The sequence below is a fragment of the Pseudomonas sp. GZD-222 genome, assembly GCF_049310525.1.
Taxonomy (GTDB): Bacteria; Pseudomonadota; Gammaproteobacteria; order Pseudomonadales; family Pseudomonadaceae; genus Aquipseudomonas.
In genome coordinates this window covers 30329-43044 of record NZ_JBMOWO010000103.1, presented here as the reverse complement: position 1 = coordinate 43044, position 12716 = coordinate 30329, and the positions used below count along the sequence as shown (strand labels likewise).

The window sequence follows — 12716 nt, the reverse complement described above, 5'->3', positions numbered from 1 at the left end:
AAAATCACTCAGTACAACGCAGCAAACAGCTTGCGCCGGTAAGTCCCTACCAGCGGATGATCATTGCCCAACAGGTCGAACACCTGCAGCAAGGTCTTGTGCGGCAGACCGCCTTCATAGCCACGGTTGCGCATGAACAGCTTGAGCATGCCGTCCAGCGCCGCTTCGTACTGCTGGCGCGACAACTGCTGAATGCACAGCTGATAAGCCGCTTCATCATCCTCGCCGTTCTGCGCCAGACGCGCCTTGAGGTCAGCGACTTCCGGCAGACTTGCGGCCTGGCGCAGGAAGGTCAGTTGAGCCTTGGCACCGGCCAATGCCGCTTTGTGCTCGTCACTCTTGACCGCATCGAGCACGGTCTGGGCTTCACCCAGTTCACCACGCTCAGCCAGGCAGCGGCCATACAGGATCAGCGCACCGGCATTGCTGTTGTCTTCGGTCAGCAAGGCTTTGAGCGTGGCTTCTGCTTCACTGAAGCGACCCTCGGCAAACAATGCCTGAGCCAGCTCCAGAGGGTCAGCCGCTGCGGGCGGCGGCATTTGCACATGCGGTTCGAGCAGCGCACGAATCGCCGATTCAGGCTGGGCACCGGCAAAACCATCGACCGGCTGGCCGTCCTTGAACAGCACCACGGTCGGCAGGCTGCGAATGCCGAAACGGGCGACGATGTCCTGCTCGATATCGCAGTTGACCTTGGCCAGCAGCAGTTCACCCTGGTAGCTCTCGGTGATTTGCGCGAGCAGCGGCATCAGCGCTTTGCAGGGCGCGCACCACTCGGCCCAGAAATCCACCAGCACCGGTTTGTGGTGGGAGTTGGCGATGACCAGCTGATCGAAATCGGCAGCGCTGGTATCGAAAACATAAGGTGTGTCTTGGCTCATCGCGACTCTCGAAAATCCGTGAATGGCATCACTATAAAGGCTGGCGGCTGGCGTGGTACAGGCTGACTCGGCGGAATTCGTGGGGCTCGGCCAGGTCTGGCAGGGTCAGGGCCTCAAGCACGCCCAAAGGCTGGTACAGCGGATGGCTGAAGTCGCGCACCCGCGAGTCGGCGACAAGGGCCTGCTGACCCCGGGTAAGAAACTCATCGAGCAGCGGCAGGTTGGCCCGGTCATAGAGCACGTCGGCCACCAGAATCAGGTCGAAACGGTCGGCTTCCTGGAAGAAGTCCTCGGAGTAACTCAGTTCCACGCCATTGAGCTCGGCGTTGGACCGGCAGGCTTGCAGGGCCAGCGGATCGAGATCACAGGCCACGACTTCAAGGGCACCCGCGCGGGCAGCTGCGATCCCGGCGATCCCGGAACCGGCGCCAAAGTCCAGCACGCGCTTGCCCTTCACCCAGTGCGGGTGTTGGTCGAGGTATCGGGCCATGGCCAGGCCGCTGGCCCAGCAAAAGCTCCAGTACGGCGGCTCGTGGAGGATGCGCCGGGTTTCTTCGGAACTGAACTCGCGGTCCATGTTTTCGGCGTCGATCAGCCAAAGCTTGAGCGCACATTCCGGCAGGTCGCTGATCACCAGCCGGGCATCGCCGAGCAGTTCGCCCAGGGCCTGTTGCAACGGCGCGGTTGCCATCATGGCGCCTTTTCGAATCGCAGCGGGCCGGTGGCCTGGGATTGCGCCTGGAAAATCCGTACGGGCGGCAGGTGCAGAATCAGTTGCCCGGATTTGCTTGCGCGACCGCGCAGTTCGACCCGGGCCCCAGCCGGGAAGGCCTCGGGGTTGAAGCGCAGTTGGTACGGCAGATCCAGGCCGTTGCTGCTGAGGGTGCTGCTGGCCAGCAGGTTCTGCGGACGACCGCGGTCATCGATGACCAGCAGGGCCAGCTCGACTTCGGCACCGGCTGGAACATTGAGCAAGGTTCCGCTCAATTCACGTTGATAGGCCGGCAACGGGCCGAGGGATTTTGCGGTTTTACTCGCTACCGGGGCTTTTGGGGCCGGTGCAGTCTGGGGTTTGTCGCTGCTGCAGGCTGCCAGCAAGGCGGCAAAACTGAGCACAACGAGCGCTCGAAATGGCATGGGGAATTCCTTCGCGGCATATTTCCTGAGTGGATGGTAACCCCTTTGGCTTGTCTTGCCAGTGGGATGCGCTACCATGGCCCTCCCTTTTTTTGTTGCCTGCCACCATGCACTGTCCCTTCTGCGGTGCCAACGACACCAAGGTCATCGACTCGCGACTGGTTGCCGAGGGCGAGCAAGTGCGCCGTCGGCGCGAATGCGTTGCCTGCGGCGAGCGGTTCACCACCTTCGAAACCGCCGAGCTGGTATTGCCGCGCCTGATCAAACAGGACGGCAGCCGCCAGCCCTTCGACGAAGAAAAACTGCGCGCCGGTATGCAGCGCGCCCTGGAAAAACGCCCGGTCAGCGTCGAGCGCCTGGAAGCGGCGCTGGCGCACATCAAGCACAAGCTGCGGGCAACCGGCGAGCGTGAAGTCAAATCGCTGGTGGTCGGTGAGCTGGTGATGAACGAGCTGCAGAAGCTCGATGAAGTCGCCTATATCCGTTTCGCTTCGGTCTACCGGCGCTTCCAGGACCTCAACGAGTTTCGTGAAGAAATCGACCGCCTGGCTCGTGAGCCGGCTAAAGAGTGAGCATGTCCAACGAACGCGCGGTACTCGACGCCCACTACATGGCCCGGGCCCTGGAACTGGCTCGTAAAGGCTGGTACTCGACCCATCCGAACCCGCGCGTTGGTTGTGTGATTGTTCGCGATGGCCAGATTGTCGGCGAAGGCTGGCATGTCCGTGCCGGCGAGCCGCATGCCGAAGTGCACGCGCTGCGTCAGGCCGGCGAGCTGGCCCGCGGCGCCTGCGCCTACGTCACCCTTGAGCCCTGCAGCCACCATGGGCGTACGCCGCCGTGTGCCGACGCGCTGGTCAAGGCGGGCGTGGCCCGTGTGGTTGCGGCCATGCAGGACCCCAATCCGCAAGTGGCGGGACAGGGTCTCAAACGCCTGGCCGACGTCGGTATCGAGGTTGCCAGCGGGGTGCTCGAAGCCGAAGCGCGTGCGCTCAATCCGGGCTTCCTCAAGCGTATGGAATCTGGCCTGCCGTTCGTAACGGCCAAGCTGGCGATGAGCCTGGATGGTCGCACGGCCATGGCTAATGGCGAGAGCCAGTGGATCACCGGACCGGCTGCGCGTGCTGCAGTGCAGCGTTTGCGGGCGCGCTCCAGCGTGGTTCTGACCAGTGCCGAAAGCGTGCTGGCTGACAAGGCGCGGATGACGGTGCGTGGTGAAGAACTGGGCCTCGATCCGCAGACCACGGCCCTCGCCCTCGCGCGCCCACCGTTGCGCGTGGTGATCGACGGTCGTTTGCGTCTGCCACTTGATGCGCCGTTCTTCAAGGCAGGTCCCGCCCTGGTGGTGACCGCTGCGGCGATGGATGCACGCTATGCCGAAGCCGGCCATGAGCTGCTGAGCCTGCCGGGTGAGGGCGGTCGCGTCGACCTGCCAGCGCTGCTGCGTGAACTCGCTGTCCGGGGTGCCAGCGAAGTGTTGCTTGAGGCGGGTGCCAGCCTGGTCGGCGCTTTTGCCCAGTATGGCCTGATCGACCAATACCAGATCTTTGTTGCCAGCAAGTTCCTGGGCTCCAGCGCCCGGCCGTTGCTGGACTGGCCGCTGAACCACATGAGTGAGGCGGCGCAGCTGAAAATCACTGAAATGCGCGCAGTAGGCGATGACTGGCGAGTCACTGCGATACCAGTGCCGGTACCCGGCGTATAATTCCAGGCTAGCCACGCGCAGCCCTGTTCTCGAGGAGGACTCATGTTCACCGGCATCATCGAATCCATAGGCAGCATCCGCTCCCTGACCCCCAAAGGCGGCGACGTGCGGGTGTATGTCGAAACCGGCAAGCTCGACCTGGGCGACGTCAAACTCGGCGACAGCATCGCCGTCAACGGTGTGTGCCTGACCGCGGTCGAACTGCCTGGCGATGGCTTCTGGGCCGACGTCAGTCGCGAAACCCTGGACTGCACGGCGTTCAACGACCTCAAGAGCGGCAGCCGGGTCAACCTGGAAAAAGCCCTGACCCCGACCACCCGCCTGGGCGGCCACCTGGTCAGCGGTCACGTCGACGGTGTCGGCGAAGTGGTGTCGCGCAGCGATAACGCCCGCGCCATCCAGTTCCGCATTCGTGCACCCAAGGAGCTGGCCAAGTACATTGCCCACAAAGGCTCGATCACCGTCGATGGCACCAGCCTGACCGTGAACGTTGTCGATGGCGCCGAGTTCGAACTGACCATCGTCCCGCATACCCTGGCCGAAACCATCATGGCCGACTACCGTCCTGGTCGTCGGGTCAACCTTGAGGTCGACCTGCTGGCCCGTTACCTGGAGCGTCTGCTGCTGGGTGACAAAGCCGCCGAGCCGAGCAACGGCAGCGGCATTACCGAAAGTTTCCTGGCCGCCAACGGCTACCTGAAATCCTGATTTGAAAGGGGGTGCCGCGTGGCGCTCAACAGCATCGAAGAACTGGTAGAAGACATCCGCCAGGGCAAAATGGTCATCCTCATGGATGACGAAGACCGCGAGAACGAAGGCGACCTGATCATGGCCGCCGAGTGCTGCAAGGCCGAACACATCAACTTCATGGCCAAGCACGCCCGTGGCCTGATCTGCATGCCAATGTCGCGCGAGCGCTGCGAAACGCTCAAGCTGCCACTGATGGCGCCGCGTAACGGCTCGGGTTTCGGCACCAAGTTCACCGTTTCGATCGAAGCCGCCGAAGGCGTGACCACCGGTATCTCTGCCGCCGACCGCGCGCGCACTGTGCAGGCTGCTGCAGCCCGTGATGCCAAGGCCGAAGATATCGTCAGCCCTGGCCACATCTTCCCGCTGATGGCCCAGCCTGGCGGTACCCTGGCCCGTGCTGGCCACACCGAAGCGGCGTGCGACCTGGCGCGCATGGCCGGTTTCGAGCCGAGCGGGGTGATCTGCGAAGTGATGAACGACGACGGCACCATGTCGCGTCGTCCGGAGCTGGAAACCTTTGCGGCCGAGCACAATATCAAAATCGGCACCATCGCCGACCTGATCCACTATCGGATGATCCACGAACGTACCGTTCAGCGGATTTCCGAGCAGCCGCTGGACAGCGAACTGGGCAGTTTCAACCTGGTGACCTACCGTGACGCGGTCGAAGGCGACGTGCACATGGCCCTGACCCTGGGCAACATCTGCGCTGAAGAACCGACCCTGGTGCGGGTGCACAACATGGACCCGCTGCGCGACCTGCTGATGGTCAAGCAACCGGGCCGCTGGAGCCTGCGCGCCGCCATGAGCGCGGTTGCCGAGGCCGGTAGCGGCGTGGTGCTGCTGCTCGGTCACCCGCTGGATGGCGACGTGCTGCTGGCGCATATCCGTGAAAGCGCCGAGGCCTCCCAGGCGAAAACCCCGACCACCTACAGCACCGTCGGTGCCGGTTCGCAGATTCTGCGCGACCTGGGCGTACGCAAAATGCGCCTGATGAGTTCGCCAATGAAGTTCAATGCGATATCCGGATTCGATCTGGAAGTTGTAGAATACGTGCCCTCCGAATAAAGCAGGGGCTTTTTCCCCCGCTAATGATCCGGAACAAAACTCCTACAGGCCGCACCGTTGCGGCCTGGCTCTTTAAGATGAGAACCCCGCAATGTCCCTGAAGACCATCGAAGGTACCTTCATTGCCCCCAAAGGTCGCTATGCTTTGGTGGTTGGCCGCTTCAACAGCTTCGTCGTCGAAAGCCTGGTAAGCGGTGCCGTTGATGCCCTGGTTCGCCATGGCGTGAGCGAAAGCGACATCACCATCATCCGTGCTCCGGGTGCGTTCGAGATCCCGCTGGTGGCACAGAAGGTCGCCCAACAAAGCGAATATGCCGCGATCATCGCCCTGGGCGCCGTGATCCGTGGCGGTACCCCGCACTTTGAGTACGTAGCGGGCGAATGCACCAAGGGCCTGGCCCAGGTGTCCATGGAGTTCGGCGTACCGGTTGCCTTCGGTGTCCTGACCGTCGACTCGATCGAACAGGCCATTGAGCGTTCCGGTACCAAGGCCGGCAACAAGGGTGCTGAAGCTGCCCTGTCCGCCCTGGAAATGGTCAGCCTGCTGGCGCAGTTGGAGGCCAAGTGATTAGCGACGAAAGCGATCGTTTCAACCCGCGCGATCCAAAACCTGCGGATGCTGGCAAGCCATCGAAAAGCGCCAAGCGTCGCGAAGCCCGTCAGCTCGCGACTCAGGCCCTGTACCAATGGCACATGGCCAAGCACTCGCTGAACGAGATCGAAGCGCAGTTCCGGGTCGATAACGATTTCACCGATGTCGACGGTGCCTATTTCCGCGAAATCCTGCACGGGGTTCCGGCCATGGTGCAAGAAATCGACAAGGCGCTGGTCCCTTGCCTGGATCTGGCCCTTGAAGAACTCGATCCGGTTGAACTGGCGGTTCTGCGCCTGTCCACCTGGGAGTTCATCAAGCGCGTTGACGTACCGTACCGTGTAGTGATCAACGAAGGCGTCGAGCTGGCCAAGGTTTACGGCGCTACCGACGGTCACAAGTTCGTCAACGGTGTGCTCGACAAGCTGGCTCCACGGCTGCGTGAAGCCGAAGTAAAGGCGTTCAAGCGCTGATTGCGGCGCTGATTGCCAATGGGTGAGTTCGAGCTGATTCGCCATTACTTCGCCGCTGCGCCCTGCGCGCAAGGCGGCGAAGCGGTGGCGCTGGGCATTGGCGATGATTGTGCCTTGCTCAGCCTGCCGCCTGGCGAACAGCTGGCGATCTCCACCGACACGCTGGTGGCCGGGGTGCATTTCCCGGCTGTCTGCGACCCTTTTCTGCTCGGTCAGCGTTCGCTGGCCGTTGCTGCCAGTGACCTGGCTGCCATGGGTGCCACACCCATCGGCTTTACCCTTGCCCTGACCCTCCCAGAGGTGCGTGCCGACTGGCTGCAGGCCTATGCCCATGGCCTCAACCAGATGGCCCAGGCGTGCCGACTGAGCCTCATCGGTGGCGATACCACCCGCGGCCCGTTGAGCCTGACCATGACCGTGTTCGGTCGTGTGCCGGCTGGCCAGGCGCTGACCCGCAGTGGTGCCCGTGCGGGTGACCTGCTGTGTGTGGGCGGTGACCTGGGCAATGCCGCCGGCGCCTTGCCGCTGGTACTTGAAGAGCGCCAGGCCGACCCGGCCGTAGCCGAACCCTTGCTTGCCCACTACTGGTCGCCGCAGCCGCAATTTGCCCTGGGGCAGGCACTAAGGGGCAAGGCGACAGCGGCATTGGACATTTCCGATGGCTTGCTGGCCGACTGCGGGCATATTGCCAAAGCCTCGCAGGTGTCGCTGCAGGTGGAGCGCGATCGTCTACCGTTGTCGGCTGCGCTGCGCGCGTTCTTCGGCGAAGAAGGTGCCCGGCACGCCGCACTGACTGGCGGCGACGACTATGTACTGGCCTTCACCTTGCCCGAGGCCGAACTGGCGCCACTGCTGGCCGCCGGTTGGCCGATCCATGTGGTCGGACGTGCAGGCACAGGCGCAGGCGTCACGCTGGTGGATAGCCAGGGGCAGGACATCACCCCGGAAACCCGGGGTTATCAACATTTTAGGGAGCAACCGTGACCGACCACCCCAATCAGGTGCCTGCGGAGAACGTTCCGCCTTCGGTCTGGCGCAATCCGTGGCACTTTCTGGCCTTTGGCTTCGGCTCCGGGACCTTGCCCAAAGCGCCGGGAACCTGGGGCTCGCTGGTAGCTCTACCTTTTATTCCGCTGTGGCAGATGTTGCCCGATTGGGGCTACTGGCTGATGCTTGGCCTGACCATGCTGTTCGGCTTCTGGCTGTGTGGCAAGGTGGCCGATGACTTGCGTGTGCACGACCATGAAGGCATTGTCTGGGACGAAATGGTCGGCATGTGGATCACCCTGTGGTTGGTTCCGGAAGGCTGGCAATGGCTGTTGGCGGGCTTTTTGATGTTCCGCTTTTTCGACATACTCAAACCCTGGCCGATTCGCTGGGTTGACCGCCACGTGCACGGCGGCGTAGGTATTATGCTTGACGATGTGCTGGCGGGCGTCTTCGCTTGGTTGGGCATGCAGGTGCTTGTATGGAGTGTCACTTAAGGGAGTGGTGCAATGCGTGGATGGCGAGTAGTCCTGTTGATCCTGACGCTGGCCGTCAGCGGTGTTCACGCCAGCGAAACCATCGAAGTACCCAAGCAGGTGCGCCTGGCCAGCGAGCGCTGGGAGGACTACACCAATGCCGACGGCACCGGCATTGCCTGGGATATCATGCGCAAGGTGTTTGAGCCTGCGGGCGTCAAGGTAGAGGTGCTCAGCGTCCCGTACAGCCGTGCAATCGGCCTGGTCAAGCGCGGCGAAGCCGATGCCTGGGTTGGTTCCTATCACGAAGAAAGCACCGACAATATCTACCCGCGGTGGAATTTCGACACCGATCATATCTACGCCCTGAGCCTCAACAGCAAACCCGTGCCGACCCCGGAGAACCTGAAGCAGTTCAAGCTTTCCTGGGTACGCGGCTACGACTATCAGGATTACCTGCCCAATGTCGGTGAGTACCGTGAGGTGCAGCGGCGCGAAGGGATCTTGCCGATGCTCGAGCGCGGGCGCGTGGATTTCTACATCGATGCGCAGACTGAAGTCGAATACGTGCTGAACCAGGCCGCAGCCGGCGAACGCCGCAGGTTTCGCAGCACGCACATTGCCGAACTGCCGCTGTACCTGGCCTTTGGCAAGACCTCTCAAGCCCGTGCACTCCAAGAACTGTTTGACCAGCGCATGGACAAACTGGTCGCCAGTGGCGAGTTGCGCGCGATCTTCAGTCACTGGGAGCAGCCCTATCCGTTCGATGAAAAGGGGCGCCAGGAGCAGGTAAAATCGCACTGATCGATAGGAATGAACAAACATTCGACCTGAGCAGCTCCTCCACATACTGATACAATCGGCTCACTTTATTCTTCAAGCTTTCAAATCAGGAGCACAAAGTGCCCGTCGTCTTTGTTGCCGCTTCCAAGCTGCCTACCCCGTTTGCGACTTTCACCATGCATGGTTTTCTCGATGAAGCCACGGGCCGCGAGCACGTTGTGCTCAGCCTCGGTGATGTTGCCGATGGGCAACCGGTGCTGGGGCGCCTGCATTCCGAATGCCTGACCGGCGATGCCTTGTTCAGCCAGCGTTGCGATTGCGGCTCCCAGCTTGAGGCTGCCCTGCAGGCCATCGCCCGTGAAGGCCGTGGCGTGCTGCTGTATCTGCGTCAGGAAGGCCGTGGCATCGGCCTGTTGAACAAGATTCGCGCCTATGAGCTGCAAGATGGCGGCGCCGATACCGTCGAGGCCAACGAGCGCCTGGGCTTTGCCGCCGACCAGCGTGACTATGGCATGTGCCAGCCGATGCTTGAGCACCTGGGGGTTACGTCGCTGCGGCTGATGACCAACAACCCGCGCAAGGTCAAGGCGCTGACCGGCATGGGCATCCCGGTTGCCGAGCGGGTGCCGCTGCACACCGGTCATAATCCGCACAACAAACACTACCTGGCCACCAAGGCCGGCAAGCTCGGCCACATGATGGGCAACGAGCACCAGGGCGAGGCCGGTCGGGCGTGACCCGCGGCCAGGTTCGTCGCCGTCTGACGGTGTCCTGGTGGCAGTACCTTGGCGCGGCAGTGGCACCCTTGCTGGTGCTGGGCTGGGCCTTCGGTGGTAGCCAGGCGCTGATCCCGACTGTGACCATGGCGGTGTTCATTGTCGGCGTGGCGACAATGTTCCTCAGCCTGCGGCGCTTTCATGCCTACAAGCACGCACTGATCGCCACAGAAAAAGCCCTGAATAGCGACGCCGAGCCTGCGGCCTGGAACAAGCTAGCCGCTGTGCGGCGCCGGGGCATGCTGTTTGCCTGCCTGCCGGCGTGGGTATCGGCCTTGTCGGTGTTTGTCGGTCTGGAAACGGTGCCGCAGATCCTCCTGCTCATCTCCAGCCTGGTGCTGCTCTACCTCTACCGTATTCCGCGTCAGCTGGGCTGATGCGCGGCGCTTTGCTGCTGGTATTGCTGATACTGGCCGCGCCGCTCGCGGCGGCCACCCGGGTGGTCAGCCTGGCGCCTTCATTGTCGGAAATTGTCGTTGAGCTGCAGGCTGCCGATCTACTGGTCGGCATGCTCGACGGCGGTGAACGCCCTGCTGAGCTGGCCGAGGTGCCCTCGGTCGGGCGCTACGGCCAGATCGATATGGAACGCTTGCTCAGCCTCAAGCCTGACCTGCTGCTGCTCTGGCCGGGCAGTGTGCCCGCCGCCCAGCGGGATCAACTCAAACGCCTGGGCATCGCCACCTTCACTGCCGAACCTCAGGGCATCGATGAAATGATCGAACAGATCGAGGCCATCGGCGTGCAGATCGGGCGAGCGACGCAAGGCAGAGCACTGGCGCAGCAACTGCGCGAGCGCTTGCAGGCGCTGCGTGCACGCTATCATCGAGAACAGCCGCTACGGGTCTTTTATCAGGTCTGGGACAAGCCCCTGTATACGGTCGGTGGCGGGCAGATCGTCAGCGATGCCCTGGCGGTGTGTGGTGCACGCAATGTATTCGCCGAGCTCAAGCTGCCAGCGCCGCAGGTAAACCTTGAATCGGTGCTGTTGCGTGATCCTCAGGTGATCCTCGCCAGCGAACAGGCCCAGCTCGACGCCTGGAAGGCCTGGCCGCAGGTTGATGCCGTACGCAATGGACGCTTGCTGTTAGTGCCGGACAAGGGCCTGGAGCGGCCCAGCGGGCAGATGGTCGAGGCAACGGCGCGCTTGTGTCAGGTGCTGGAGACTACAGCGCCGGTGTCCAGGTGATGCCCAGAAGCCAGGTGCGGCCTTCTTCGCGGTAGCCGTACTGGGTACCTTCGTATGAGTACTGGGCACGGGAGTAAGCTTTGTCCAGCACGTTATCGACCTTCAGGTCGAGCTTGATCTCAGGATTCAAGGTCCAGCTGCTGCGCAGGCCGAGAAGGCCATAGCCGCCCAGGCTATTACTGTTGGCCTCATCGTCGTAACTGCTGCTCACCGCTTGCCAGCTGGCGCCCAGACCCAGTTGCTCGAATTGCCGGTCAAGATCCAGGCTCAGGGTGCGCCGGGCACGGCGGGCCAGGGTATGACCGCTGTCGCGATCGCGCGGATCGATCATCGCCAGGCCGAGATTACTCTGCCAGCCAAACCAGGTTTGGTGCAAGGCGGCCTCGAAGCCGTTGATCCGGGCCGAGGCCACATTACTCGGGATCGAATTCGCGCCGAAGATGATCGCGTCACGTAGGTCAGTACGGTAGATCGAAGCTTCCAGGCGACTGTCTTCGCTCAATTGGCTGCGCCACTGCAGCTCATAGCTTTTCGAGCGCTCAGGCTTGAGGTCCGGGTTACTGTACTGCGGGTAATACAGGTCGTTGAACGTCGGGGCGCGGAAGCCTTCGCTGTAGGACAGCAGCAGGTCGTTGTCCGGGTTGACCGGCAGGGTCAGGCTGCCGCTCCAGGTATTCTGCCCACCGAACTGCTGGTTCTGATCGCGACGCAAGCCCAGCTCAGTGGAAAACCAGTCACCCTTGAAACGGTGCTGGATAAAAGCTGCGCGGTTCCAACGGCTGTCTTCGTCGAAGTTGGTGCTGCCATGAACGCGGTCCTGGTACCAGTCGGCGCCGACCATCAGGCTGTTTTGCTCATCGAACGTCAGGTCGTTCTGCCAGCTGGCTGAATCGCGATAGGTGTTGAACTCGCTGCTGTCGCTGCTGAGTTTGTCGCGCTTCTTGTCGCGGTTTTCGCTATGGCCAAGTTCAAGGCGCGAGTACCAGTGCTCGTTGAGCTGTGCGCCCAGGTAACTGCCCAGGCTACTGACTGTGTAGTCGGTGTAGGGGGCCTGACCAAAACTCTGGAAGGTGTCCATGTCGAAGCGCCCGTACGGGTTGTCGTACTCGCTACGGCCGCGGCTGTCGAGCAGGTTGAGGCCGGCTTCAACGTTGTCACTGAAATTGTGGCTGAGGCTCAGGTTGAACGACTTGTTGCGGTAGGCGTCATGGTCGCCATCGCTGGGGTAAGAGGTATGGCTCCAGTCGATACCGGCGCTTTCATCGAGGCTGGCGCCGAGATTGAAGCGAGTGTCCTGATCGCCGCCGGACAGCCCGAGGCTGCGCTGCCAGGTCTGATTGCTACCAGCCGCCAGGCGCAGGCGTGGCTGCAAGCCCTGTTGGGCACTGCGGCGGGTGAAAATCTGGATGACGCCGCCAATCGCGTCGCTGCCGTAGACTGCCGAGCGTGAGCCGCGCAGCACTTCAACGCGCTCGATCTGGTCGACATTGAGAAACTGCAGACCACTGTCACCGGAGGTGGCATTGGCAATGCGCACGCCGTCCACCAGCACCAGGCTTTGTGCCGTCTTGCTGCCGCGGATGTAGATGCCGGGCACGCTGCCACGTCCACCGGTAGGTGCGACCTGAACCCCCGGCACGCGGGTCAGCAGGTCAGTGACGCTGGAGGGCTGCAGGCGATCGATGTCGTCGCGGGTGAATACCGTGTTGGCGGCACTGGTTTGCGTGCGGTCTTCAACCTGGCGGTTGGCGCTGATCAAGGTGTTGGGCAGCTTCAGGGCGCTGTCGCGATCGATGGGGTCGGCCAGCAGAGAGGTAGGCAGGCAGAACAGCAGCGGGGTAAGGCGATAGAGCTTCATGGGCAGTTCCATTGCTATCGCGGGGCAAGCCCGCTCCCACAGCA

16 protein-coding genes are annotated in these 12716 nt (G+C 62.4%); 12 read left to right on the top strand and 4 right to left on the bottom strand.

The window, feature by feature from the left end:
- Positions 1-8: 8 nt before the first annotated feature.
- Genes trxA through ACO6VD_RS19325 form a run of 3 tightly spaced genes read right to left on the bottom strand, consistent with a single transcriptional unit; the run spans position 9 to position 2018 of the window.
- Positions 9-881 (bottom strand): thioredoxin, encoded by an 873-nt coding sequence (gene trxA / locus ACO6VD_RS19335; protein WP_422421366.1) that lies wholly within the window; start codon positions 879-881, stop codon positions 9-11.
- Positions 882-912: 31 nt separating this feature from the next.
- A complete protein-coding gene (locus ACO6VD_RS19330; RefSeq protein ID WP_422421365.1) occupies positions 913-1572 on the bottom strand; it encodes a class I SAM-dependent methyltransferase in 660 nt (219 codons plus the stop codon).
- Positions 1572-2018 (bottom strand): hypothetical protein, encoded by a 447-nt coding sequence (locus ACO6VD_RS19325; protein ID WP_422421363.1) that lies wholly within the window; start codon positions 2016-2018, stop codon positions 1572-1574. Before ACO6VD_RS19325 ends, ACO6VD_RS19330 begins: the two co-directional genes overlap by 1 nt.
- A 107-nt stretch (positions 2019-2125) precedes the next feature.
- Between ACO6VD_RS19325 and nrdR the strand changes: the two genes are divergently transcribed.
- The 12 genes from nrdR to ACO6VD_RS19265 all read left to right on the top strand — a co-directional run bounded on the left by nrdR (position 2126) and on the right by ACO6VD_RS19265 (position 10814).
- Entirely contained in the window at positions 2126-2590 is a 465-nt protein-coding gene (nrdR, locus tag ACO6VD_RS19320; protein ID WP_038606259.1) for a transcriptional regulator NrdR, read from the top strand.
- A 2-nt stretch (positions 2591-2592) separates the two neighbouring features.
- Entirely contained in the window at positions 2593-3723 is a 1131-nt protein-coding gene (ribD, locus tag ACO6VD_RS19315) for a bifunctional diaminohydroxyphosphoribosylaminopyrimidine deaminase/5-amino-6-(5-phosphoribosylamino)uracil reductase RibD (protein ID WP_422421361.1), read from the top strand.
- Positions 3724-3765: 42 nt separating this feature from the next.
- Entirely contained in the window at positions 3766-4431 is a 666-nt protein-coding gene (locus tag ACO6VD_RS19310) for a riboflavin synthase (RefSeq protein ID WP_400171239.1), read from the top strand.
- An 18-nt stretch (positions 4432-4449) separates the two neighbouring features.
- Entirely contained in the window at positions 4450-5541 is a 1092-nt protein-coding gene (gene ribBA, locus ACO6VD_RS19305; RefSeq protein WP_400171240.1) for a bifunctional 3,4-dihydroxy-2-butanone-4-phosphate synthase/GTP cyclohydrolase II, read from the top strand.
- Positions 5542-5632: 91 nt separating this feature from the next.
- Positions 5633-6109: a 6,7-dimethyl-8-ribityllumazine synthase gene (ribE, locus tag ACO6VD_RS19300; protein WP_043861893.1), complete on the top strand. Its 477-nt coding sequence runs from the start codon at positions 5633-5635 to the stop codon at positions 6107-6109.
- Entirely contained in the window at positions 6106-6606 is a 501-nt protein-coding gene (nusB, locus tag ACO6VD_RS19295) for a transcription antitermination factor NusB (protein ID WP_400171241.1), read from the top strand. Before ribE ends, nusB begins: the two co-directional genes overlap by 4 nt.
- A gap of 18 nt (positions 6607-6624) precedes the next feature.
- Positions 6625-7590, top strand: a complete 966-nt coding sequence (gene thiL, locus ACO6VD_RS19290) for a thiamine-phosphate kinase (RefSeq protein WP_422421358.1) — start codon at positions 6625-6627, stop codon at positions 7588-7590.
- Positions 7587-8090: a phosphatidylglycerophosphatase A gene (locus ACO6VD_RS19285; protein ID WP_038606274.1), complete on the top strand. Its 504-nt coding sequence runs from the start codon at positions 7587-7589 to the stop codon at positions 8088-8090. The genes thiL and ACO6VD_RS19285 overlap by 4 nt, the downstream gene beginning before the upstream one ends.
- A gap of 12 nt (positions 8091-8102) precedes the next feature.
- Positions 8103-8873: a substrate-binding periplasmic protein gene (locus tag ACO6VD_RS19280; RefSeq protein ID WP_422421356.1), complete on the top strand. Its 771-nt coding sequence runs from the start codon at positions 8103-8105 to the stop codon at positions 8871-8873.
- Positions 8874-8971: 98 nt separating this feature from the next.
- A complete protein-coding gene (gene ribA / locus ACO6VD_RS19275; RefSeq protein WP_045182558.1) occupies positions 8972-9589 on the top strand; it encodes a GTP cyclohydrolase II in 618 nt (205 codons plus the stop codon).
- Complete coding sequence (locus tag ACO6VD_RS19270) at positions 9586-10005, top strand: MFS transporter (RefSeq protein WP_422421354.1); 420 nt, start codon at positions 9586-9588, stop codon at positions 10003-10005. The genes ribA and ACO6VD_RS19270 overlap by 4 nt, the downstream gene beginning before the upstream one ends.
- Positions 10005-10814, top strand: a complete 810-nt coding sequence (locus ACO6VD_RS19265) for a cobalamin-binding protein (RefSeq protein ID WP_422421353.1) — start codon at positions 10005-10007, stop codon at positions 10812-10814. Before ACO6VD_RS19270 ends, ACO6VD_RS19265 begins: the two co-directional genes overlap by 1 nt.
- On the opposite strand, the gene ACO6VD_RS19260 is transcribed toward ACO6VD_RS19265, so the two are convergent.
- The gene (locus tag ACO6VD_RS19260; RefSeq protein WP_422421351.1) at positions 10792-12672 is read right to left on the bottom strand and encodes a TonB-dependent receptor domain-containing protein; all 1881 of its coding nucleotides are present in this window, start codon (positions 12670-12672) and stop codon (positions 10792-10794) included. The genes ACO6VD_RS19265 and ACO6VD_RS19260 overlap by 23 nt on opposite strands.
- Between the last annotated feature and the right edge of the window lie 44 nt (positions 12673-12716).